The organism is Viridibacillus sp. FSL H8-0110 (assembly GCF_038003565.1).
In the GTDB taxonomy this organism is placed as follows: domain Bacteria; phylum Bacillota; class Bacilli; order Bacillales_A; family Planococcaceae; genus Viridibacillus; species Viridibacillus arenosi.
Window position 1 is genome coordinate 2,655,562 of sequence record NZ_JBBOPJ010000001.1, and the last position, 25,624, is coordinate 2,681,185.

Here is a 25,624-nt window from a genome sequence, read left to right on the forward strand (position 1 = left end):
ACTTCTTACTAAAGAATGTCACCTACTTATGTTACGATTCGCCGTGAAGTAGCGGCAAAATGCCATAATGCAATTTAGTATTCTACTAAGACCTTTAAAGGATTGATTTTTCCTTCAGCTATGTCCTCAAAACAGCTAATCAGTTCCTCTTTTTTTATTTTTTTCTCGAATATTTTATTTAATTTAGTATCATTTCGTACTTCATTAATAAACCATTCGGAATGCTTCTTATAATCCCAACCGTCACTTGAACCAACAATTTTTAGTTCTTTCTCATAAAATTCAGGTTGTAATTCAAACCTCTCTTTATTCCCATCTGAAAGAATACATATACTGCCTTCTTTCGTTAGTGATTTCTGTAATATATTAAATGCATCATTATGTCCTGAACACTCTAATCCATAATCATAATGATTTATTGGGCATGCAGATCCATAATTAATAACAGAGTCTGCCCCCAGCAGATTAGCCAATTTCCCTCTTGAGGTATTCGGTTCTATTACATCCACATGTTGAACTTTTACTTTTTGTTTTAAGAAATATAGAGTTAAAAGTCCTATTGTCCCCATCCCACTTACTATTACTCTATCTGACTCTTTAGGTTTGAGTTTCAGGACACCCTTTGACGAGTCACAGGATAAAATAGTGAGTAATGCGTAAGAATAGTGAATGTCTTTAGGAACTGGAATAGCTTTATATTCTTTAATTACTCCAAAATCCTTGTGCCCATAAAATGCTACTACCCTGTCTCCAAGATTTAATGATTTAACATTATCACCTATCTTAATAATTTCACCATAGCTTTCATACCCAGTCTCTTTCGGATAAATAGGAGATTTATCAGTAAAATCACTTTCCATATATTGTGGCAGTTCTGCCCCAATACTAATTGCACCCGCAATAGTTTTTATTAGGATTTCATCTTTTTCAAGAGGGGATAAATTATTTTGTATCCATTTCAGCTTTCTTTTTCCATACAACACCAGTGAATTTTGTTCTTGTTTCATTATTTTACCTTCTTTCAAGAAATTCTTATTGAACTAATCTGCCCCTATAGTTGAATAAGCTCCTGTAAATAAAATACCATAAAAATGTAAAAAAACTTATTTTATTTAGAAAGCAACAAACCTTACGAAATAGCCTTTTATCTATTCCTCTTCTTCAACTAAACTGCCCCGTTAGTTTAAGTACATTCTTTCACAATCTCAATATTGATAGTAACAAAAATTCCCAATATAAAATCAAGCTTTTTTACAAATCTACACTATATTCAGGTTCAACTCGAGCGTAAACCGCTTTATCTTCATTTATTCCTTCTTATTTGCTCGATTTTCAGTCGTTTTTGCGTTAATCCTTCTTTCCATAACTTTAGGAGGAAATAAAAAACAACCATATCCCTTGTTATATAAAGGTTTAGGTTGTTTTAATAAAGATGGTTATTTCGTTAATTACGATATTATGCGTTCTCTTGGGCATGAGCATTTGAAAACTACAGAAAAAACAAGCCTTAGAGAAATGAACTAAGGTAAGCATCGAAACATTTTTCTAAACATCGTAACTTAATTTCAAATCAACAATTATGGAAACTAAAACAACACAACTAACAACCATAATAAATTTTCCATCTATAAACAATGTTGGTGTAATGGATAATTTGTTATTTATAGTTTTCAAGATAATTCCCTTTTTCAAAAATTTCTTTAGAACTTAGGGCAGTCCATTCTTCTGGTGTTACATTAGGGTTCAAATCAAGATATGATTTAACCATTTTATATCCTTCACTGTAACCATAATATAACGGAAGGCCATTTCCTCCAAGAATAATTTCAAGTGCCCGATTCAAGTCATACTTTTCGAGATCTAATGCAACTTTTGACCAATAAACTTTGTTGTAAGTTAAATCAACTGGAGATAAAACAATTTCAGGATAAACTGATTTTTCAAACTTAACCGCTTTTCCTTCAAATATTAGAGTATCCAATACAGAAAAAGGTACTTCTTTACGTAGGTACTTCTCAGTCCAAACACTATGATGATATTCGTGAGCTACTCCAGCCCTTAAAACAGCATCATTAAAATATTTATCGTATAGGACTATTATTTTACCTGCCCCTACGGTTATCATAGATGCATTTACATTTGTGGAAGGAAAAACACATACAGTTGTTTCATTTTCAGATGTGATAAGATCAGAAGATTTTAAAAGAGCTTCTTTTATAATATTTTCTGTTTCTTCCCTGTCAATTTTTTCGCTTAATTTTTGATTTTCTGTTAAACGATCAGGAGCTACATTTAGAACTGGATCAGCCATATGAAGATATTCACCATTCTCAAAACAATCACTATATACTTGTTTAATTACCTCTTCATTATAAATTTCCAATTGTGAATGTTTTGGGTTACTTTCAACCTTATCTTTATAGTTTTGATAAAGTTCATAGGCATTGACGATTTTATACTTTTGATTTGTTTGAGGGTGTTCGAATGATAAAACTATACTATCAATATCTTGTTTTTCATTAGAATCGGCGAGTTCGCTTTTAGATTTTTCTGATTGTGTACAGGAAGCAAGCGTTAGAAATGTCATTATTAGTACTAATACCGCAACTATTTTTAGATATTTCACCAATAAAACCGACCCTTCCGTAAAACAAATTTATGAAAATTTCGACTATTCTATAAATAAATTTTACCATATTTTAGTTGGTGTTTATGGATTTGAAATAAAATTTGATTAGAAATTTCGTATGATCCTCATTTTTAGTCAAAAAAAGAATCCATTTTGAAAAATGATTGATCAGAAAGGATTCTTCAACTATAAATGATGATTCGATTATATAAAAAGAGTGATTATTTTAAATCTCCTTATGCCACTAATACCGCCGTTAGTTCAATAACTATAAAATATCTCACTTTTTCTTTTTGCTCTAATTCCAGCTCTTTTGTATCTTCCGAATATAAACAATTTGACCGATATGATATGCATTATGTGTCGTTACATTCCCCAATACTTGCCACCAATTAGCATCAAAGTACCCTTGAACATCGCTTTCTAGTTGTTCTTCAGTTAATATTTCTTGCCAATGTAAAAGAACTTCTAAAAGTTGTTTTTGAAGTTCATTGAATGTTTTATTTTTTGAAATGGTGAACGTACTGTCATTACTCCCTACTGCCGGAACTGCAATAATACTAGCTTCTTTATACCTTGTTTGCCACGTTTCATTCCAATAAAGCAAATGCTGTACAATTTCGGCAATACTATTACTTTCTTCACTCACCTTCCAAAAAGCTTCTTCATCTGTCAAATTTTTAACAGATTCTGAAAATGGTACATACCAACTTGGATCGTTTGCATTAGCTAACAACTGATCAGACAAAACATCTTTTGGGTGAAACATACCTTCCACACTCCTTCTTAAGATTTATCAGAATTTAAATGACTTTATTTATTGTTAATCATTCTCTTTGATATGGTTATTTCCCTCTTTTTTTACTCTTTCTACTATTAAACTGCTAATAGATACTGGATCGTACTTACGTAGAAAGTGACAATATCGTCACTTCTTTGTTTAATTTGTAACCCTAATCGAAGGCTACTACTTTTTATTTCTTGTAAAATGTACGAAAGAAGTAAATAAGGAGGAATTCTACGATGAAAGCATTAAAGATAGCAATTGGAACCCTGGTTGTTGCAGTTATAATAATATTGCTTATGTCTCTTTTGGTTAAGAACGAGCTTGCAGACATGTTAAACCCTTTTATTCATCAAAAGGATGTTTTTGTAAAGATTGATCAAACTGGAAAAAAGATTGATCAAAAAACATACGAGTATGCCCTAGACGGAATTAATGAAGATGGCAAAAAAATAAAGATTACTTTCACTGCCGGTAAACAATTACGTGAGGGGGCATACTTAAAAGTTGATACAAAGAGAACTTATGTGAAAGCTTGGGAAGAAGTGAAGTTGAATGATATTCCCTCCGTTGTCCGAGATAAGCTCAAATAAGACTTAAAGGAAATTGGTCTTAGTGTAAAGTATTTTGCATTATTTTTTATAGGGACGTACTATGTGCGAAAAGCGAAGAGACTTACTGTGTTTCAATGAAATTTATTCAACTAAGCTGTCCCGTTAGTTGAATAACAACAAACTTTTTAGAAAGCAGCATTAAAATATCAAAAATTACTCCAGATGTCTCCTCAAAACTCCCCCCAAGAAATTAAAGAGTTTTATACATATTAATACCAGCTATTTGGAAACCTATTGTTTCGTATAACTTAATTGCCTTACGATTTGTTCCAAAGACGTGTAATTTAAAATACAATATTTCTTTCAATGATAAATATTCTTCAATTTCTTCCATAACCTTTGTACCTATGCCTTTTGAACGGCATTCATCAAATATATAAATCTCATATAAAAATGCACTTTTTTTGGTTTCATCTATCTTTAGCCAAACGTAACCATATCGCTCATTTTCATTCACAATATTATAAAATTCATGTTGATCTGTAAGAAATCCATTTGGCAAATACCCTTGCAGCTGTTTCTTTGCTCGTACTGCAGCTGGTTCTGTAACTTCAAACGTATGTTCAGCTAAAGTTTCTGCGAATCGCTTTTCTTTATCTAAAATATATTCGTTAAACTCATTTCCATTCATATTCTTTAAATACTGCATATTGTCCCCCTATTGAAAATACTCCTTAACCTTTAGCAGCCTTTTGGTCATTGACTATAGTACCTTATAATTCAAAAACGAATTCTTTAGTACAATTAATTCAACATATAGGAGTATAGTAGAATGATTTTATTATTGTTTCCTATACTAAATCACTGGTATAAAACACTCAATTCTAAAATTTTCTTTTTTATTTCAGCTCTTAACTCTATGGGGTGAACTACTTTTGCATTCTTCCCCATTTGTATAAAATAATCAGCCAAAAAGTCCATTTCTGTTTCACTTATTGAGCCCTTTATGACTCCATGACCTTTACTGTCTATTGATATTCGATGATATGGCGAAACATTAGATTTATATTTTTCTACTCCTTCTGGCGTTAATTCCACAAAAAGCTCATACTCTTTTTTGATTGATAAAAGATTAATAATATCATGTAAGTTGGTTTCCTTTAGATTCATCTTGTCATTTCTGACACTTAATCCGATCTCTGATATTCGATCGCAACGAAAAAGTCTAAATTCCTTCCTAAGGTAGCAATACGAAGGGCAATACCATCTTCCATATTGAGAAAATAATCCAATTGGTTGTATATCTCTTTTAACCCCCAAGTAAGAAATCCAAAGCGTTTCATTTTCGATAGCCGCCATAAATAGCTCTTTTAATAGGGAATTTTCTTTATTCTGATTATCTATTTTGAAATCAATCTTATTTTTGATTAAATCAATTTCACCTTTCATCTTTCCATTTAAGTTCAGGTAGAATTTTTTTATGATTGAATTGTATTCTGATTCAAAAGGTAGGCTAATAAAATGTTTTAAAGATAAAAGAGCAAAAAAGATCGAGAAAGTTTCTTCTTTTGTAAAAGAGACAGCAAGTAGTTTTTTTTCTTCCAAAACTTGATATCCTCCATTAGGTCCTACCTCTGAAATTAATGGAACCCCTAAAATACTTAGTTCTTCTAAATCCCTAAGAATCGTTCTTCTTGAAACATTAAATTCATTTGCTAAATCATCTACTTTAAACTTTTTGACTCGATTAATATACAACCTTAATTCATTTAATCTAATTGCCTTACTCAATACTTTCCCCCATTTACTAATTGTGTCATCATTTGTCACTAATACATTATATACTGAGAACAGCATCGAATTAATAGAATTTTTGTAAACTAATTAGGAGGGCTTATGAATGAACCAAACTGAGAAAAAAGAGATTTTAATTGTAGTATTGGACGAATTTGCTGATTGGGAATTGTCTTATATAGCAGCTTTTTTAAATACTACAGACAAGTACATTACTAAAATAGTTAGTGTAAGCGAGGGTGTTATAAAGTCAATCGGTGGATTAAGTGTTCTTCCAAATTATACTTTTAGAAGTATACCTGAAGTCTTTTATGGTTTAATACTGATTGGGGGGAACTCCTGGCGAAAGTCGCTCAACAATAACGTCATTCCAATAATGGAAAAGGCACTTACTATGGATATTCCTGTCGGGGCAATATGTGATGCAACAGTTTTTATGGGCGCCAATGGATGGTTAAATGAAATAAAGCATACCAGCAATGATCTTAATGATTTGAAAACTTATGCAAAAGATAACTACCAAAATGAAAAAAATTATGTACTAGAGCAAGCAGTTTCTGATGGGAAAATTGTGACCGCAAATGGAACAGCTTCATTAGAATTTGCAAAAGAAATTCTTGAATTATTAGAAGCATATCCTAAGGAACATATAAATCAGCTTTATAATTTTCACAAATTAGGGTATTACGAGGCAAAAAAGGTGAATTCTTAAACATTCATAATGCACATAATCCTTAAGATAGGAATTTATGTGCATTTTAACTTTACAAGATATACTCGCAAGTACCTTTTTAAAAGAAAATTATTCATAATTTAATGCTCTTTTGAATTGGTGAATTGTGAATTTTCATGTATAATCTATTCTTACTTCTTCAACTAACCTGCCCTGTTCGTTTAAGTACATTTCTTCACTACCTTTTCATAGATTTCAATATAAATATCCAACAAAAAATCACCTCAAAGAAATACTAAAGAGGTGATTTTTATCGAACTTTTTTACTAATCATCAATTTTTTTAAAACTATATGTTTATTAACTATTTATTAGTCCCCACCACCACAAGAAGATCCTGAATCAGAAGAGTCCGAACTAGATGAAGAACTTCCACATGAATTAGATGTATCACCAAATACAGAAGCAAAAAAACCTGTATTTGTTTCATCATTATTGCTACCAGCTCGTGAATAATCAGCTTCTTTCTTTAGGCTAATACTTTTATTTTCTTTACGTTTTTTATTGAATGGCCACATATAATCACTCCTTTTAAATGAATTCGACCTAAAGTAAACTAATTAAAATCTTCTAAATAAGGTCCAGAAATTGAGATTTTCAAAAGAATTTCTGTGAGCTCTTCTGGCGTGTATTTATCTAGCTCTTCCAACCACGAGATGATTACTTCTAAAAAAGCACCCGTAGCATACTGAATCAGTATATCTTTAGGTACTATTACTGCCATACCTGATTCCTGTGCCGCTCCTATACCTTCTTCTACAAAAGATCGAATAATCCGCTTAAATTCTTTCGCAAATTTTGTCTTACGATTTTGCAATAAGAACATTTCATAGAAAGAATGATTATCCTTAATGTGTTTAAATAAGGACACCATATTTTCAGGCAAGTTGGTTGAACTTAAGTCCCGAATCGCCATTTTTTGTTGAACTGCAATATGAGATGTTAAATCACTTAACATCTCTTCAGAAAATTTATCCATTAGTTCATTAATAGAAGAATAATGTTTATAAAATGTAGGACGTGTAATATTAGCACTTTCACAGAGAGTTTTAATAGAAATAGTTTCTGAAGAAATGAGCATATTAAAGAATGCATTTTTAATACTTTCTAAGCTTCTTATTTCTCTTGGATCCAGTCCTTCTTTCATTAGTCGCGATGCCTCCGATCAATGTATGTATTCCAACATTATACAAAAATGCTATGAAAAAGCGAAATAACTTGAATTCAACAAATTTAATCATAAAAAAAGAGCTGACATTGGTTAATCAGCCCTTTTCTTTGAAATTCAAGACTACAGTGCAGTCCAACCACCGTCGATAACAAGTTCAGAACCAGTAACAAAACGTGCTTCATCACTCGCTAAGAATAATACACCGTACGCAACATCTTCTGGATTACCCATATAAGGAAGTTGAGTATGTGCTTCATAATAAGGCATAGCAGGTTCCATATATGGCTCTGTCATTGGTGTTACGATAATTCCTGGGTGTACTGAGTTTACACGAACTCTATCTTTACCGTATTCAATTGCTGCAGCTTTTGATAATACACGCAAAGCTCCCTTAGAAGCTGTGTAAGGGCTTGTACCAGCCATACCCACAAGTCCACCAATAGAAGAAATATTAACAACTGAACCACTGCCGTTTTTCTGCATCTCAGGAACAGCATATTTCATACCAAGAACACAGCTATTCAAGTTAATATCCATTACTCTATTCCATTCAGACATCTCGATATCAGCAATTACACTCGTGCAAGACACACCTGCATTATTAACAAGAATATCTACTTTACCGAATTTTTCAACAGTTAAAGCGACAACTTCTTTCCATTGTATCTCAGATGTTACATCATGTTTAAATGCAATTGCCTGACCACCAGCTGCATTAATTGCCTCAACTACTTCATTTAAAAGTTCTTCTTGAATATCCGTAGCAACTACAGATGCTCCTTCTTTAGCGAATAACTCACATTCTTTGGCACCCATACCCGATGCTGCACCTGTAATAATTGCCACTTTACCGCTTAAGCGTCCCATATAAAAAACCTCCTATAAATATGTAATTCGAACAATCTATTTTACACTACGCAAAATAGTTTCCGATTTCTTTATAACACGAATTTTCTGAAATAGCAAATAAGGGTATTTTAAAATGTCATAATAACTATTATTAAAAACAAAAGGCTTATAAAAATGGTTTAATAATACATTATATATTTATATCCTTTGCTGTTAATGGAAAGAATCCTACCATATATAGGTACTTGCCGCATTAATACTGATAACTATAATTCTATTACTAATAAGAGATCTAAAATCATCGATTTTCATTTTCCATTTCGACAAAAAATGAAATTACATATAAGTAAAAATTTTCAAATTATTACTTACTAATTTTTAGCTATTTATCCATCTTTCAAAAATGAAAACATCCATTTATACACCATCGCAAACTAGTGTTTTTCTCCGGAAATTTAAATAGGTCTAATCTCACATTTTACAAATATATTTCATCTATTATTCTATCTATTACATCTACCGATAAAAAAGAAAAAAACATATACACACCAACGTTTACAATACATTTCAAATGTTTCAGTACTGCGAAAAAGTTATTGAAATCAATAGTTCTAAGTACGGCTATCATTTGAAATGAAGTTTAGTAAACGATATAGTAATAAAGTAAACACTCTATTTTGCCCATAAAAAAATCCCTTATTTGATGTTGTTTTTCCCCTTTTTTCTTTACCCTCATCATCAACACATATCAAAAATTGGTAAAAATATGAGTAAAGCAAGCATAAATATAATGACTAATTTCCATTTACTTTATTAAACAATTGGAAATTCAAGTAAGAAGGATTGTTTTAGTCATCTTCGCACATGATAAACCAATAACTTCTTATTTATTTTTCGAGATAATTAAATTTAATAATCGTTATTTCATGACTGCTTCTGTTTTCAAAAAGAATATTAAGAACGAGGTGTTTAAATGGATCCTTTTGTAGAAGTAAGAAACGTATCAAAGATTTTTGGTAAGTCTCCCAAAGCAGCACTGGAGCTTTTAGAATTAGGTCGTTCTAAAAAAGAAATTTTGAAAGAGACTGGACAAACTTTAGGTGTAAATAAAGTAAACTTTAGTATTTACCCTGGAGAGATCTTCGTAATTATGGGCTTGTCTGGTAGCGGTAAATCTACGTTAATTCGAATGTTTAATCGTCTGATTGCCCCAACCATTGGTGAGATTTTAATTGATAATGAAGATATCGTAAAAATGAGTGCTTCCCGTCTGAGAGAAGTAAGACAACAGAAAATTAGTATGGTATTTCAAAACTTTGCTCTTTTCCCCCACAAAACAATTTTAGAAAACACTGAATTTGGACTTGAGATCCAAAACAAGCCTATAAAAGATCGACGTGAGAAGGCTATGCAAGCTTTAGAAATCGTTGGACTTAAAGGGTATGAACATCAATTACCTTCACAACTAAGTGGTGGTATGCAACAAAGGGTAGGTCTTGCTCGCGCACTTGCTAGTGACACCGATATCTTGCTAATGGATGAGGCATTTAGTGCACTAGATCCATTAATCCGTAAAGACATGCAAGATGAACTACTCGAGATTCAGGAGAATTTCAAAAAAACGATTATCTTTATTACACATGATTTAGACGAAGCACTAAGAATTGGCGATCGAATCGCTCTAATGAAAGATGGTAGCATCATCCAACTTGGTACACCGGAACAAATCATGATGAATCCAGCAAATGAATTTGTTGAAAAATTTGTTGAAGATGTCGATTTATCTAAAGTCTTAACAGCTTCACATATTATGAAACGACCAGAGAAAATTGGTGCCGATAGAGGTCCACGTGTTGCGCTAGAGATCATGCGTAAAGAAGGTTATTCAAGTATATTCGTGGTGGATCGTAAGCAAAAATTACTTGGCGCTATTTCTGCCGAACAAGCACGCCAAGCGATTGATCAAAACTTATCAATATCAGAAGTCATGACAACCGAAGTACCAACAGTACCTGAGGATGCACTACTCGTCGACTTAATGGATGTTATGGCAACGTCCGCTCTTCCAATATCAGTCGTAGATGATAAACACAGAATCAAAGGAATTGTTATTCGCGGAGCTGTCATAGGTGCATTAGCTGGTAACAAAGATTCCTTGAACGATTTGGAGAGTGAGTAAACGATGAATATAACAAAAATTCCATTAGGTGAATGGGTAGATTCTTTAGTAGATTGGATCACAGTCACGTTTGCTGCACTGTTTTCATTTTTTACAAATTTAATCGATGGACTGTTAAATATAATTGTTGATGTATTAAGTGTAGGTCCCCCAATTGTTTTAATTATTGTGTTAGCCTTACTAGTCGGCTATACGAGTAAATGGCCATTAGGCATATTTACAGTAGTGAGTTTGCTATTAGTTGATAACTTAGGTTATTGGGATTCAACGATTCAAACTTTAGCTATTGTATTAGTATCAGGATTCTTTATCATATTACTCGGTATTCCTATCGGTATATGGTGTGCACAAAATAAAACAGTACAAAATATCGTTACACCTATTTTAGACTTTATGCAGACAATGCCTGCATTTGTTTATCTGATTCCTTCAATACTATTTTTCGGAATTGGTGTAGTACCAGGTATTGTTGCATCGTTTATTTTCGCGATTGCACCTGCTATTCGAATGACTAATCTTGGTATTCAAGAAGTGCCAAAAGATTTGATTGAAGCATCAGATGCATTCGGATCAACATCCAGTCAAAAATTATTTAAAGTTCAATTACCTTTAGCAACACCAACCATATTAGCAGGTATTAACCAAAGTATTATGCTTGCCCTTTCAATGGTTGTAACTGCTTCATTAGTTGGTGCGCCTGGACTTGGTGCAGACGTTTACCGTGCCGTGAGCCAGATTAATGTTGGACAAGGTTTTGAAGCCGGTCTTTCTATCGTATTCATTGCCATCATTTTAGACCGCATTACTCAAAACATCCGTAAACCAGCGTATGAAAAACTTGTAAGTCGTAAAATTGTCCTTATTATCACAGGTATCCTCATTGTAGTAGCTGCATTATTTAACACATTTACAAAAGAGGACACTATAAAAGGGACTGGTTCTGCTATTGGTGAATCGACGGATTATAAAATTATCGGTATTGAACCCGGTGCTGGACTAATGGCACAAGCAAAAACTGCGATGAAAGATTATAAATTAGATAATTGGACGCTTGTTGAAGGTTCTTCTGCAGCAATGGTTGCTGAATTGAAGAAAGCATATTCAAAAAAAGAACCAATTATTATTACAGGTTGGTCTCCACATTGGATGTTCGCTTCCTTTGATTTGAAATATCTCGATGATCCTAATGGGACATTTGGTGGCGCAGAAGAAATTAATACAATCGTACGAAAAGGATTAAAAGAAGATGCTCCTGGTGCCTATACAATACTCGATCAATTCTCTTGGGACACAAGTGATATGGAGAAAGTAATGGTAGATGTATCAGGTGGTATGGATCCAAAAGAAGCCGCTGACAAATGGATTAAAGCAAATAATGATAAAGTAGCTAAATGGACGAAAGGAGCACAAGCGGGTAATGGTGAAGAGATCAAACTCGTTTATGTTGCTTGGGACACTGAAATTGCTAGTACAAACGTCATTGCGAAAGTACTTGAGCAAAACGGCTATAAAGTAAAAATGAGTCAAGTTGAGGTTGGTCCGATGTTTGCAGGTGTTGCAAACGGAAGTGTCGATGCAATGGTCGCAGCATGGTTACCAAGTACTCACAAAGATTATTATGAATCATACAAAAAAGATTTGGTTGATTTAGGACCAAACTTAAAAGGAACAAAAAATGGTATCGTTGTTCCTAAATATGTAGATATTGATTCCATTGAAGATTTAAAATAGAAGAAAACGAACCCAAAATAGTATCCACTATTTTGGGTTTTTGTTTATTTAAGTTACGGCTTCAATCTTCCTATGCACCGTAGTTACTAGTTCTTTTACGGTAAATTGTTCTAGGTTGAGAATTGTTTTTACGATTTGCACTCTTTGTTCAAAAGGTAAGTCGTTTGCAAGTGTCATAAATTTCTCAACTAACGCATCAGTAGACACTGGATTTTCTGGATCTCCAACTGGATATCTCGTTTTTGCTTTATAAATCGAACCATCATTAAAATGTATCGATAGATTTGTACCCCATTCTTCCGGATAGGCTGCATCTACTTTTTTGTCTACTTGAACTTCAATTTTTTCTACTATTGCGTGAATTGTTGGATCATGCAATATTTGTTCTGTAAATGCATGATAACCTCCGCTACCAGTTATTAGTGCAAGGGCCGCACAAAACTGAATACTAAATTTTGCAGCATAAATCGTATCAGGTGATGGATTATCCGTTATATCCAATGCTACTTTATAAGTTGAGATTACGATTTTCTTTATCTCTTTTAAATTCACATTATGTCCTTTATGATATTCAACTAGTAAATCCATAACATGATGTGTATGACGGCAAGAAGCATGTATTTTAAATGAGTTTTCAATAATTTTAAAGCTATCGCCAAAACCTTCTGTCATCTTGGACACATCATGCTGTTCACTCATGGCTTCAAAAAAGCCTCGACTTCCTTCTAAAATTTTCTTCGCGCCCGTAAATCCTTTTTGTGCTAGTAAACAACTTAAAACACCGTGCATAGCCGCTTTCCCCGGATGAAGTTGCTTGGACATTGCGCCATCTTCGATAAATTCCCAAAGACCAGCCGCTTGTGTACCAGCACTACCTAACGCGTCGACAATTTGATTTTCATTTAACTTCAGTAATTTCGCTACTGCAGCTGTAGCACCAAAAGTTCCACATGTAGCTGTATTATGGAAGTAATAATAATGTGATGGTGACACTGTTTCCCCAATTCTATACGCCACTTCATACCCTGCGACAATCGCTGTGATGAGATCTTTCCCAGAAAGCCTTTTCCACTCTGCAACTGCAATTGCGGCTGGCATCACAACTGTTGCAGCATGTACTATAGATACCTTATGGATATCATCAAGTTCAACAAAATGACTTGCCGCACCATTTAATAATGCTACATTCAACACTGAATTTTTAACATTAGTAACTGTTGTTGCTTGCAGTGCACCACCCATTTCACGAATGAGTTCATCAATCATTTGTATTGGTAACCCATCTCGTCCTTTAAGTGCAGATGCGTAATAATCTAGGATACAACGTTTTGTAAATGTAACGACTTCCTTCGGTAACTGCTCATATGTTAAACCTACAATGTAGTTTGCGATCTGAATGCTAAACTCCACACAACTACCCCCTAATCCATTTTAATAATAATGCGTGATGAATCCCCAGTTGCTAGTAAATCAAAGCCTTCGTTAATATCTTCGAGGGTAATAATGTTCGACATTAACTCATCTACAGGCAAACGCCCTTGCTTCATCAGCTCAATATAATGTGAAATATCACGCTTTGGCACACAACTACCTACATATGATCCCTTTAACGTCTTTTCTTCTGCTGTTAATGTCACGTAAGGAAAAGAAAATTGATGTTCTGGATGTGGTAAACCCGTTGTTGTCGTTACACCGCCGCGCTTTGTTACAGCGTATGCAACATCCAAAGCTGCTACTACCCCTGCTGTTTCAAATGCATAATCGACGCCGCCGTTCGTATACTTTTTGACTTGTTGAACGACATCATCGTCCCTTGAATTAAAGACAGCCGTAGCTCCCAGTTCTTTTGCTTGCACTAATTTTTTATCATTAATATCAATTGCAATCACTTCGCTAGCACCTGCCGCAATTGCACCAAGTAATGCGCTTAAGCCAATACCCCCAAGGCCAATAACAGCTACCGTACTACCAAGCTTCACATTTGCCGTATTCACGACCGCTCCTACACCAGTAATAACCGCACAACCAAACAATGCGAGTTTTTCAAACGGCAAATCTTCATCAATCTTCACCAAAGAATTCTCTGATACTACTGCGTATTCAGAAAAAGCAGAGACACCCACATGGTGATTGACATCTTCTGTTTCAGTATGAATGCGAATGCCTCCACTAATTAATGTTCCTGCTCCATTTGAAACAGCGCCTGGTTCACAAAGTGCTGGCCGACCTTCAGAACATGGAATGCAGTGTCCACAACTTGGTACAAAAACACAAACAACTTTATCGCCAGGTGAGAATGCTGTTACACCTTCGCCTACTTCAACAACAATACCTGCCGCTTCATGTCCTAGCGCCATTGGAAGAGGTCGTGGGCGACTACCATCAATAACGGATAAGTCCGAGTGACAAAGACTTGCTGCTTTAATTTGAACAAGCACTTCTCCTACTTCTGGTGAATCAAGCTCTACTGTTTCAATATGAATTGGTCGACTTTTTGCATATGGCTTTTGAACACCAGATGCACGTAAAATAGCTGATTTTACTTTCATTTGCAACGTCCCCTTTACGGTAAGATATTGATACCGATAAATTTCAACTCTGTCATACCTTCAATCGAATATTGAATACCTTCCTTGCCAACTCCACTCTTCTTCACACCGCCATATGGAATATGATCATAGCGTTTGACAGAAACTTCATTTATCCACACGCCTCCGGTTTCCAATTGTTCTGCTACACGAAGTGCACGATTAATATTATTCGTAAAGATACCTGCCTGTAAGCCAAACTCTGTATCATTCGCCCATTTTATGACATCTTCTTCTCTAGTAAATGGCATGATAGAAATTATAGGTGCAAATACTTCGGCACAAACCACTTTCATATCAAATCGAACATGATCTAAAATGGTTGCTTGCATCATTGTCCCGTGGCGCTTTCCACCAGTCAGCACAACTGCCCCTTGAGCAACTGCTTCATCTACCCATTCTTCTGCACGTTTTGCTGCCTCTTCTGTAATCATCGGTCCAAGTTCTGTTGATTCATCAAGTGGATCTCCCATTCTCAACTGAGACACTTTTTCAACAATCTTTTTTATAAACTCCTTATACACTGTCTGATGTACAAAAATACGTTGTGCTGAGACACATGCCTGCCCTGCAAATGTGAAGCCTCCCATTGTAATCGCATTGACTGCATGATCGATATCTGCATCTTCAAATACAATATTAGGTGCATTGGAGCCTAGCTCTAAAGTGATTTTTTTCCCTTTCGCCATCTCTTGTATTTTCCATCCAACGGTACTACTTCCTGTGAAAGTCACCTTTTTTACTAGTGGATGTGTCACTAATGTTTCAACTAATTGCTCTCCTGGACCATTCAATAAATTAAAAGCGCCCTTTGGTAAACCAGCTTGTTCAAACAATTTATATAACTTTATAGCAGACAATGGTGTTTTCTCTGCTGGTTTTAACACGATTGTATTTCCCGCTGCAATGGCAGGTGCAACTTTATGAAGTGACATATTTAAAGGGAAATTGAACGGTGTAATTGCTGCAACAACTCCAATTGGTACCCGTTTAGCTATACCTATTTGCCCTTCACCACCAAGTGCATTATCTAAGACAATTTGTTCCCCGTTTAAATTTTTTGCCCCTTCAGAAGCAAAGCGTAATACTTGAATAGCCCGAGCCACTTCACCTCTTGCTTCTACAATCGGCTTGCCTGCTTCTTGTGCTAACGTATTTGCAAAATCTGGTGCTTGTATTTCGAGTAGATCCGCAGCTCGTCGTAAAATCATACTACGTTCATATGCAGGCATTGATTTCATTTTTTGTTGGTAAATTTCATGAGCTACTTCAACTGCAAGTTCCACATCGCTAGTCGTAGCACAACTGACTATTCCGATTAGCTCATTATTAAAAGGATTACGCACTTCAATTTCTTCACGTAAATCACCTTTAATTTCTACACCTCTAATATAAGAACAAGATTCAATCATTTTTCATCCTCCTCTGTACTTTATAAAAATACCCTAAGACAGTAGTGGCCTTAGGGTTGTTATTGGTTTACTCGTAATAGCCTTCGGTTGATTTAATAAATGAGTTAAACTGATTCGAATCATGACCAAACCAAATGGTTGAATTATTTTGTTCTGCAAGTTTTCGAATACGTTCAGCTGTGCTACTATAGCCAACAGAATCATATATGATACCTGGTGGCTTAACAGGAGGGCCTAAGCTTTCTGCTGTATATAACGCATCTGAAGCAAGTAAAAGATTACCTGTACCTGGCAACTCAATATGCAAGCCCAGCATACCGTAAGCATGTCCTGGACCAAAGTTTAAGATTTTAATTCCTTTCACTAACTCCACTTCTTTTTCATGTGGCTGAATTGTGCGCCAGCGTAGCTGATTTTTTATCCATGCTTCTACATCACCCCATATATAAGCACCCATATCACGTGTCATCGCAAATGTTTTCATAACATTAGATAACTCTGAATCATGGACAATAATTTCGGCATTCGTAAATAACTCTAAGCAACCGGCATGGTCTAAATGCAGATGAGATGCGACAACATATTTTATGTCTTCTGGACGCACCTTCAGTTGTTCTAAACGATTGATTAAGTAGCATTCCTCACTTTGGAAAACAGGGAACAGCTTTTGTACACCTTGTGGCCAGCGTCCTTCTTCTCCCATACCATCAGGATTACAACCTGTATCAAATAAAATTTTCCCATCAGGATGATCAATCAAAACTGCATAAACTGGGAATTCTACAAACTCTGCTGGGGGGGAAGGATTATCAACACTTGCTGGGTTATGCATAGCAATCATATAGTTTTTATCCATCTTCATCGAACCTGTATCTAATACATACACTTTCGATTTACACATAGTCATTCCTCCAATTGATCAATTATTTAAAACTTCTTTCCATAACAAAAATCTGTCGTTAATTTTGCAATTCTTGCCTGTTCATTAAACGCTCAATTTCTACATCACTTTTCCCTAAAGCCCTCAGCACTTCAACTGTATGCTCACCTAGAGCTGGGGGCGTATTTCTGACTTGCAAATCCACTGATGATAATGTAATCGGTAAGCGGGTTAAGTGGATGTTTCCATTGCTTGGGTTCTCGGCATTTATAAGCATATGGTTACTAAGTGTTTGTGGGTGCTTTGCTACATCAGTCATTTGCTGAATCATGGCACTAGGTACACCTTGACGCTCTAAATCGGCGAGCCAATCTGCTGCTTTTTTTGATTGCAGCGCTTCCGTTAGTTTTTCATTGAGTAGTGTACGATTTTGAACACGCACTACGTTTGAAGAAAAACGCTCATCTATAAGCCATTGCTGCTTCTCTAACACTACACAGAGCTTGTCGAATAATCGATCATTAGAAATGCCTATCATAATTGGTATATCTGCAGTTTGAAAAGCGCCATACGGAGCGAATGAAGCGTGATTAGAGCCTAATTTTTCTGGATTTTCCCCTGTTAACATTGTTGAGAGTAAATGATAAGCGACCCAGTAGACTCCTGTTTCATAAAGTGAAGTTTCAACTTTTTGCCCTTGTCCATTTTCTTTACGCTGTAAGAGAGCTGATAAAATACCAAGTGCACCCCACACAGCACTGCCTTGATCTAAAATCGAAACAGGTACACGTGCTAATTGATCGCTTCCTGTCATGCTCATTAAACCTGTTTCAGCCTGTAATATAGCATCGTAACCGGGTTTATATTTGGAAGGCCCCATTTGACCATATGCTGTTAATGAACAATAAATTAAACGTTCATTTAAAGATTTCAAAGTATCATAGCCTAGGCCTAACTTATCAGCTTTACCTAATCGATAATTTTCAACAAAAATATCCGCATCACGTATTAGCTCATACATCACTTCTCTTGCTTCTTGTAATTGTAGATTTAATACAACTGACTTTTTATTGCGATTAATATTTAAGAAAAATGTTCCATCCTCTTTTACAAGTGGGGCCATTTTACGTGCTTCGTCACCAATACCCGGACGTTCAATCTTAATAACTTCCGCACCAAGATCAGCTAAAATCATCGTCAAACTGGGACCTGAAATGTTCGTCGTGACATCAATGACTCTCATTCCTTGTAATGGCAACATTCACTTCACCACCCTTCCAGTCTTACTCTCCTATTTCAAAACATCACTTAGTAAGATTTAGGCATTTTCAAAACATGCTCCCCTACATACGATAAAATAAGGTTTGTCGAAATAGGTGCTACCTGATATAATCGTGTTTCTTTAAATTTCCGTTCAATATCATACTCCGTCGCGAAGCCATAACCACCGTGTGTTTGTAATGTGACATTTGCCGCTTCCCAAGACGCATCCGCTGCAAGAAGCTTAGACATATTCGCCTCTGCCCCGCATGATTTTCCTTCATCAAATAATTGAGCTGCTTTAAAACGCATGAGATTCGCCGCTTCAATATTGATATATGCTCTTGCAATCGGGAACTGAATGCCTTGATTTTGACTGATAGGGCGATTAAAAATGACACGTTCATTCGCATAATTTGTCGCACGTTCAATAAACCAACGACCATCACCAATACATTCAGAGGCAATTAAAATACGTTCTGCATTCATACCGTCTAAAATGTACCGAAAACCCTTTCCTTCTTCTCCAATTAGGTTTTCTACAGGTACTTTTAAATTTTCGATAAACAACTCAGTCGTTGAATGATTCATCATCGTCTTAATCGGCCGAATTTCAATGCCATTTCCAACTGCCTCTCGTAAATCAACTAATAGCACGGACAAGCCTTCACTCTTTTTCGTTACTTGTTCAACAGAGGTTGTACGCACGAGTAAAATCATTAAATCTGAATGTTCCGTACGAGATATAAACACCTTCTGACCATTCACTATATAGTGATCACCTTGTCGCACGGCTGATGTTTTTAGACTTGTCGTATCCGTACCTGTATTTGGTTCTGTCACCCCAAAAGCTTGTAGGCGTAACCTACCATCAGCAATTTTTGGCAAATACATACGTTTTTGATCATCCGAACCATGACGTAAAATGGTTCCCATCGTATACATTTGGGCATGACACGCCCCAGAGTTTCCACCAGAACGATTGATTTCTTCTAAAATAACGGACGCTTCTGTAATGCCAAGGCCCGCCCCCCCGTATTCTTCAGGAATGAGTGCTGCTAAAAAGCCTGCATCAGTTAGCGCTTTCACAAATTCCGTTGGATATGCTTGCTGCTCATCAATTTTTCGCCAGTACGTATCGGGAAATGCTTTACAAACAGCACGTACACTTTGACGGAGTTCTTCTAAAAACGCCACTTTTTCTTCTGCTAATAACAACGCAATTCTCCCTCACTTCCCTGTGAAAATCGGCGCCCTTTTCTCATTAAATGCAAGCACACCTTCAAGACGATCATTTGAATTAACCGCTAGATTATAAATCTCTATTTCTCGTTTTCGCGCTTCACTATTTGATAACGCTCCTATCGTATTTGCACTCTTCTTACAACCTTGCACACCCAAAGGAGCATTTTTTGCAATTTTATTTGCAAGTCTTAGTGCTGTTTGGAACAACTCCGCCGGTGGAACGACCGCATTAAGTAGACCAGCATCACTTGCTTCTTCTACTCCAAAGATTTCACCGGTAAACAACCATTGTTTCGCTTTATGTAATGGCACTCGTTTAGGTAAAAGACGAGAACCACCACATCCAGGCATTATGCCACGCGTTACTTCCGGTAAGCCAAATTTCGATGTTTTTGCTGCAACGAGTAAATCGCAATTGAGCGCTAATTCAAAACCACCCGCCAAAGCATAGCCATTCACTACGGCAATTGTTGGCTGTGGTAGATCCTCAAGCGCATAAAACATTTGCTCAAATAACTCATGCTGCGCTTTCCAAGCCTCATCAGAAAGCCCTTGACGTTCCTTCAAATCTGCTCCAGAGCAAAATGCGTCATTATTTGAAGAAGTTAAAAGTACAACCCTAATGGACGAATCAGTTGATACAACTTTTAAAAGTGACAACATATACTCAGCCATTTTTGTATTAAAAGCATTGAGCATTTTCGGTCGATTTAAAGTTATGTTTAAAATCTGTCCGTTATCTCCTAATATTTCAGTTAGAATGGGATTCATAATTACACTCCTTCATTGACTAAAATTGAAGCTCGTGTTATTTCACGAGTTGCGGAAGTATCAAGTGCTTTTGCAATATCTGCTAACGTATAATCACAAGCTAGCATGTCATCAAATGGGTATACATCGCTTTTGTCACTTAAAAACGTGAGTGCTTTTTGCAAATACCATGGATTGTATCGAATAACTCCTAAAATCTGAATATTTTTTCGCGTCATTAGCCCTGGGTCAAACTCAGTCAACTTTCCTGGTGAGATATTACCAATACTAATGTACTTGCCTCCTGCTTTTAATAAATGGATACCCTCATTTAATGCAGCAGGTACACCCGTTAACTCCATCGCAATATCAGCGCCTCTATTATTCGTTAAAGCTAATAGGCGAGCTACGCGATCTGCTACTGAAGGATATTCTGCAAAAGAAATTGTATAATCGGCCCCAAACCTCTTCGCAAGTGCAAGGCGACTTTCAACTGCATCGATCACAATTACTGTCGCACCTAATGATTTCGCAACAGCGGATGCATTCAATCCAAGTCCTCCAGCTCCTTGTATGACGACTGTATCGCCATACTTAATACCCGCTTTTTCAACCCCATAATATACTTGAGACAATGCACAATTGGCACTGGCTGCAGATGCATCTGAGACATTTCCTGGTACTTTATAAAAATATTGATTTGGATGAATATAATAATGCGTTGCAAACGAACCATGGAAATGAGGATATTCATGAGCATCCTTACTCCAAAATTCGTATGCATTTTCGCACAAGTTAAACAAACCTTGCTGACAATGGGTACACTTGCGGCAAGTTAAAAAGTAAGCAGCTGCAATCCTGTCTCCAACTTTCACTGGATTTCCAGCAAAATCCGTTGTGACATTTTCACCAAGTTCCACAATTTCTCCCACCATCTCATGTCCCATTACACCTGATTTTTTTGTCGGATGTTGTCCTCTCCAAATGTGTAGTTCAGAACCACATACATTCGTTCGAATCACTTTCACTAACACGCTACCTTGTCCAGCTGTTGGTAAATCATATTCTTCAAAGATAAGTTGCTCAGGCTCTGTCATCACCGCGACTTTCCCTTTCATAGGAATCCCACCTTTTCTTTGATTTACATCTTATTAATTCTATTTCTATGAGATTCAAAAAATGAGTATAATCTAAAGTTTAATTTTTTCTATATCAATATTTTTACAAAAGATGCACTTAGAATGACCATTCTTACTATTTTTTTCTCAATAAGCTGCAAAATGCAGTGGTTTTGGCTTAAAAGCATATATTATACGTAAATTTATACACTTTTAGAGTTTTATTTACTGCCTTGCATAGCGTTCCATGATATACTTGAAGCATTGTGAAAAAAAGGAGGAACTTACATGATTCAAGTAAGTAATGTAGGTCTTCGCTATGGCGACCGTAAATTATTTGACGACGTAAATATTAAATTCACACCGGGTAACTGTTACGGACTAATCGGAGCAAACGGTGCGGGTAAATCCACATTCTTAAAAATTCTATCTGGTGATATTGAGGCACAAGATGGCCACGTATCAATGGGTAAAGACGAACGTCTTTCTGTATTAAAGCAAAATCACTTCGAATACGATGAATTTAACGTTTTAGATACAGTTGTTATGGGGAACAAACGTCTTTGGGAAGTAAAAGCTGAAAAAGACGCAATCTACGCAAAAGAAGAATTTTCTGATGAAGATGGCATGCGTGCTGCTGAATTAGAAGGTGAGTTTGCTGACCTAAACGGTTGGGAAGCTGAATCTGAAGCGGCAACATTATTAAATGGTTTAGGGATTGGTGACGAACTTCACTATATGCTTATGGCTGACCTAGAAGGTTCAGACAAAGTTAAAGTGTTATTAGCACAAGCTCTTTTTGGTAAGCCTGACGTTCTATTACTGGATGAGCCTACCAACCACCTTGACTTAAAAGCAATCCAATGGTTAGAAGAATTTTTAATCAACTTTGAAAATACGGTTATTGTTGTATCCCATGACCGTCACTTCTTAAACAAAGTATGTACACATATTGCTGACCTTGATTTCTCTAAAATCCAATTATATGTTGGTAACTATGACTTCTGGTATGAGTCTAGCCAATTAGCACAAAAAATGATGTCTGACCAAAACAAGAAGAAAGAAGAGAAGATTAAAGAGCTACAAGCATTCGTTGCTCGTTTCTCTGCGAACGCATCTAAATCTAGCCAAGCAACTTCTCGTAAAAAAATGTTGGATAAAATCGAGCTTGATGACATTAAACCATCTAGCCGTAAATATCCATTCATCAACTTCCAAACTGGTCGTGAAATTGGTAATGACGTGTTAACTGTTGATGGTCTAACAGCAAGTCATGATGGCGAAACTCTATTTAAAGACATTCGCTTCTCTATGAACAAAGAAGACAAAATCATTTTATTAGGTAGCCCGCAAGCAAAAACTGCTCTTCTTGATATCTTAATGGAACAAAAAGAAGCAGATGCAGGAACATATAAATGGGGTGTTACTACATCTCAAAGCTACTTTGAAAATGATCATGATAAATACTTCGGAGGCAATGAGAAATCATTAGTAGAATGGTTACGCCAATATTCACCAGAAGACGAAACTGAAAGCTTCTTACGTGGATTCTTAGGTCGTATGCTATTCTCAGGTGAAGAAGTGAAAAAATCTCCTTCTGTATTATCAGGGGGAGAAAAAGTTCGTTGTATGCTTTCTAAAATGATGCTTGCTTCTGCAAATGTTATTTTACTTGATGAGCCTACTAACCATCTTGACCTTGAGTCAATCCAAGCACTAAATGAAGGTTTAATCCGCTTCAAAGGCGCTATGATCTTCACATCTCATGACCATCAGTTCATTCAAACAATTGCTAACCGCGTAATCGAAATCCGTGAAGACGGTTCAATTTTAGATAAGCAATTAACTTATGATGAATATTTAGAGTGGAAAGAAAAAGAAGGTTTGAAATAATCCTTTAATCACTTTTAAGGATTTAAACCGAACAAAACCCCGCAATTCCCAATTTAATTGGAAAGTGCGGGGTTTTTCATGTCAACGCTTAGAATTTAATCTCCATTTATATGCTGAAATATATTACAAAACAAATAAATTGATGATTCGTTTAAACTTCTCTACTCCTATACAATTTCTAAAAGATCCGTCAGCTCATGTATTTCATACGTCGGCTTAATTCCTATTTTATTTTCTTTATAATGCGGATTAAACCAGCACGTATCAATCCCGTAATTTATCCCACCTTGAATATCAGAGGTTAAAGAATCACCCACGATCAACACTTTTTCTTTATCTGTAATCTGTAGCTTGGAAAATGCATAATCGAAAATACCTTTTTCAGGTTTCTGGAATCCAACTTCTTCAGAAATAAAGATATGCTCAAAAGCGTTACTGAGAGGAGAGCCCCCTATTCTTGATATCTGCACATCTTTAAAGCCATTTGTGATAATAGACAGCCGACACCCAGAAAGCTTGTCACATACTTCTACGGCTCCCTGTATAGGATGTATTTCCTTGCCCAAATATCCAAGATACACACAACTGAACTTATCAGCATTAATTTCAAGCTCATTTGTATAGAACAACTGCTTAAATCTTTCAACTCCCAGTTTTGGTAAAGTGATAAGTCCTTGTTCCAAATCTCTCCATAACATCATGCTAATCTCTTTGTAGTTTGCTTCATAATCCGCCAATCCCGTAGGTAATCCGAACTCCACAAAAGTTTTATGTAAGGCATTTTTTTCCGACTTACTAAAGTCGAATAGAGTATCATCAACATCGAACAAAATAGTTTCGTACTTCATATAGCTACCTCCATTAAACAATACCGACCTAACTAGGCCGCTTCACTCAATTTACATTCATAAAAAACATTGATGTACTCTCTGTTACTTCATTTGTAATATCTCTATCTTTTCCTCTATAGTGTGCAAAAATTAAAATGTGATATGACTTCGGAAGAATGCTTATTTTAATAGTTTAATTAATACAAGAGTACACCCTTATTATACGGTATATTTAGAAAGTCTTGTATAACAAACAGCTCTTTCATTTAATTAGCTTTAGTCAATTATTTAATTTTTATATGACCTACTGAAACAGAAATATCTAATTCGTTATCCGACTTTATGTTATTTACTATTCGATTTCCCGCCCCTTGTTTAATAATATTTTCGTTTAGTAATTTATCATTTTCTGAGGTTATCTTCCCATTCTTAGATGCAATATTAAAGCTAATTTCATTCATCTCTAGCTCTCTAGGTAGCGTTATGTGGACATTGCCGTTTGACAATTTTATCTTGTTCTTACCCTTAATATGTGTAAAAATCAAACCTTTTAATGAGCCTGTTTGGTTCTTTATATTAACCGTTCCATCCACAGACCCTATTTTAATAGAACCGTTTTTTGCTTCTATATTTAAGTCATCCCCTTTAAAAGAGTCTACAATAATATTTCCTACACTCGAACTAAGGCTTAATTGATTAATTTCACTTACATTTTTTGCAGTTATATTGCCATTTCGCGTATTTATTTGCACATGTTCTAATAATCTAGAAGGAATATTCAATACCAATTCCCCTCTTTTTGTTGAACCAGGCACTATGGTCATCCACTTTTTTTGAATTGCCTTTACCTTTATAATGGCTTGATCCTTCTCATAAACAATATCCATGCTAGGACTTCCAACTAATGATTTTTGACCTGTATATTTAACCTTCATCATTTGCTCACCAGTGACAATAACAATGTTTGAAATATCAGCATCAACATAAATTCTCTTTACGTAATCCAAATCACTCTTGTACTCAACATCTTTTTTACTCATATTCGATGCAACAATAGAGCCAGCTATCATTAAAATCAACACCCCAATCATCCATTTCATTCTTTTCATACTCTTCTCCTTATTTAGAATTAATAATAATCACTTTAACTTCAAAAATAAAATATTTTAATTACTAAAATATATATAAATTATAATATATAATCACGATACTAATTGTCAAATTT

At 35.4% G+C, this 25,624-nt stretch carries 23 protein-coding genes; 5 read left to right on the forward strand and 18 right to left on the reverse strand.

The genetic code is table 11. The features are described 5' to 3' along the window. Positions 1–74: 74 nt before the first annotated feature. The 3 genes from MHH98_RS13345 to MHH98_RS13355 form a co-directional block, all read right to left on the reverse strand. Complete coding sequence (locus MHH98_RS13345) at positions 75–1,007, reverse strand: alcohol dehydrogenase catalytic domain-containing protein (protein ID WP_340713076.1); 933 nt, start codon at positions 1,005–1,007, stop codon at positions 75–77. 650 nt (positions 1,008–1,657) lie between these two features. Next, positions 1,658–2,626 carry a DUF2268 domain-containing putative Zn-dependent protease gene (locus tag MHH98_RS13350; RefSeq protein WP_051448825.1) on the reverse strand — a complete coding sequence of 323 codons (969 nt, stop codon included), beginning with the start codon at positions 2,624–2,626 and terminating at the stop codon, positions 1,658–1,660. Positions 2,627–2,927: 301 nt separating this feature from the next. Continuing rightward, a complete protein-coding gene (locus MHH98_RS13355; RefSeq protein WP_038189247.1) occupies positions 2,928–3,398 on the reverse strand; it encodes a DinB family protein in 471 nt (156 codons plus the stop codon). 254 nt (positions 3,399–3,652) lie between these two features. On the opposite strand from MHH98_RS13355, the gene MHH98_RS13360 reads away from it, so the two are divergent. Then, positions 3,653–4,006 carry a YxeA family protein gene (locus tag MHH98_RS13360; protein WP_076035121.1) on the forward strand — a complete coding sequence of 118 codons (354 nt, stop codon included), beginning with the start codon at positions 3,653–3,655 and terminating at the stop codon, positions 4,004–4,006. Positions 4,007–4,217: 211 nt separating this feature from the next. On the opposite strand, the gene MHH98_RS13365 is transcribed toward MHH98_RS13360, so the two are convergent. Continuing rightward, positions 4,218–4,676, reverse strand: a complete 459-nt coding sequence (locus MHH98_RS13365) for a GNAT family N-acetyltransferase (protein ID WP_340711334.1) — start codon at positions 4,674–4,676, stop codon at positions 4,218–4,220. Between the two features lie 152 nt (positions 4,677–4,828). Further along, positions 4,829–5,758, reverse strand: a complete 930-nt coding sequence (locus MHH98_RS13370) for a helix-turn-helix transcriptional regulator (protein ID WP_340713077.1) — start codon at positions 5,756–5,758, stop codon at positions 4,829–4,831. 109 nt (positions 5,759–5,867) lie between these two features. Between MHH98_RS13370 and MHH98_RS13375 the strand changes: the two genes are divergently transcribed. Continuing rightward, positions 5,868–6,473: a DJ-1/PfpI family protein gene (locus MHH98_RS13375; RefSeq protein ID WP_038189272.1), complete on the forward strand. Its 606-nt coding sequence runs from the start codon at positions 5,868–5,870 to the stop codon at positions 6,471–6,473. A gap of 331 nt (positions 6,474–6,804) precedes the next feature. Here MHH98_RS13375 and MHH98_RS13380 read toward each other — a convergent pair whose 3' ends face one another. The 3 genes from MHH98_RS13380 to MHH98_RS13390 form a co-directional block, all read right to left on the reverse strand. Then, entirely contained in the window at positions 6,805–7,011 is a 207-nt protein-coding gene (locus tag MHH98_RS13380; protein ID WP_038189275.1) for a hypothetical protein, read from the reverse strand. Between the two features lie 38 nt (positions 7,012–7,049). After that, positions 7,050–7,640, reverse strand: a complete 591-nt coding sequence (locus tag MHH98_RS13385; RefSeq protein ID WP_038189278.1) for a TetR/AcrR family transcriptional regulator — start codon at positions 7,638–7,640, stop codon at positions 7,050–7,052. Positions 7,641–7,784: 144 nt separating this feature from the next. Continuing rightward, positions 7,785–8,531: an SDR family NAD(P)-dependent oxidoreductase gene (locus MHH98_RS13390; protein WP_340713078.1), complete on the reverse strand. Its 747-nt coding sequence runs from the start codon at positions 8,529–8,531 to the stop codon at positions 7,785–7,787. Positions 8,532–9,486: 955 nt separating this feature from the next. Here MHH98_RS13390 and MHH98_RS13395 point away from each other — a divergent pair. Both MHH98_RS13395 and MHH98_RS13400 read left to right on the forward strand, forming a co-directional pair. Further along, entirely contained in the window at positions 9,487–10,692 is a 1,206-nt protein-coding gene (locus tag MHH98_RS13395) for a quaternary amine ABC transporter ATP-binding protein (protein WP_076035120.1), read from the forward strand. A gap of 3 nt (positions 10,693–10,695) precedes the next feature. Next, complete coding sequence (locus MHH98_RS13400) at positions 10,696–12,423, forward strand: glycine betaine ABC transporter substrate-binding protein (protein WP_038189295.1); 1,728 nt, start codon at positions 10,696–10,698, stop codon at positions 12,421–12,423. Positions 12,424–12,471: 48 nt separating this feature from the next. On the opposite strand, the gene MHH98_RS13405 is transcribed toward MHH98_RS13400, so the two are convergent. The 8 genes from MHH98_RS13405 to MHH98_RS13440 form a co-directional block, all read right to left on the reverse strand. Then, on the reverse strand, positions 12,472–13,833 hold the full coding sequence (locus tag MHH98_RS13405) for an MmgE/PrpD family protein (protein ID WP_340713079.1): 1,362 nt from the start codon (positions 13,831–13,833) through the stop codon (positions 12,472–12,474). Positions 13,834–13,844: 11 nt separating this feature from the next. Further along, a complete protein-coding gene (locus tag MHH98_RS13410; protein ID WP_038189301.1) occupies positions 13,845–14,972 on the reverse strand; it encodes a zinc-dependent alcohol dehydrogenase family protein in 1,128 nt (375 codons plus the stop codon). 14 nt (positions 14,973–14,986) lie between these two features. Next, positions 14,987–16,423, reverse strand: coding sequence for an aldehyde dehydrogenase family protein (locus MHH98_RS13415; protein ID WP_340713080.1), 1,437 nt, complete (start codon positions 16,421–16,423; stop codon positions 14,987–14,989). A 67-nt stretch (positions 16,424–16,490) separates the two neighbouring features. Then, positions 16,491–17,324, reverse strand: a complete 834-nt coding sequence (gene ahlS, locus MHH98_RS13420) for an AhlS family quorum-quenching N-acyl homoserine lactonase (RefSeq protein WP_340713081.1) — start codon at positions 17,322–17,324, stop codon at positions 16,491–16,493. 58 nt (positions 17,325–17,382) lie between these two features. Then, positions 17,383–18,564: a CaiB/BaiF CoA transferase family protein gene (locus MHH98_RS13425; protein WP_340713082.1), complete on the reverse strand. Its 1,182-nt coding sequence runs from the start codon at positions 18,562–18,564 to the stop codon at positions 17,383–17,385. Positions 18,565–18,611: 47 nt separating this feature from the next. After that, entirely contained in the window at positions 18,612–19,781 is a 1,170-nt protein-coding gene (locus MHH98_RS13430; protein ID WP_051448820.1) for an acyl-CoA dehydrogenase family protein, read from the reverse strand. 12 nt (positions 19,782–19,793) lie between these two features. After that, positions 19,794–20,579, reverse strand: a complete 786-nt coding sequence (locus tag MHH98_RS13435) for an enoyl-CoA hydratase/isomerase family protein (protein ID WP_051448821.1) — start codon at positions 20,577–20,579, stop codon at positions 19,794–19,796. Between the two features lie 2 nt (positions 20,580–20,581). Then, positions 20,582–21,676, reverse strand: a complete 1,095-nt coding sequence (locus MHH98_RS13440; protein ID WP_081730137.1) for a zinc-binding dehydrogenase — start codon at positions 21,674–21,676, stop codon at positions 20,582–20,584. A gap of 288 nt (positions 21,677–21,964) precedes the next feature. Between MHH98_RS13440 and MHH98_RS13445 the strand changes: the two genes are divergently transcribed. Next, complete coding sequence (locus tag MHH98_RS13445; protein WP_038189310.1) at positions 21,965–23,569, forward strand: ABC-F family ATP-binding cassette domain-containing protein; 1,605 nt, start codon at positions 21,965–21,967, stop codon at positions 23,567–23,569. A gap of 167 nt (positions 23,570–23,736) precedes the next feature. Here the strand turns inward: MHH98_RS13445 and MHH98_RS13450 are convergent, their stop codons facing one another. Next, complete coding sequence (locus tag MHH98_RS13450) at positions 23,737–24,417, reverse strand: YjjG family noncanonical pyrimidine nucleotidase (protein ID WP_076065854.1); 681 nt, start codon at positions 24,415–24,417, stop codon at positions 23,737–23,739. A gap of 266 nt (positions 24,418–24,683) precedes the next feature. Next, on the reverse strand, positions 24,684–25,508 hold the full coding sequence (locus MHH98_RS13455; protein ID WP_076065853.1) for a DUF4097 family beta strand repeat-containing protein: 825 nt from the start codon (positions 25,506–25,508) through the stop codon (positions 24,684–24,686). Positions 25,509–25,624: the final 116 nt, after the last annotated feature.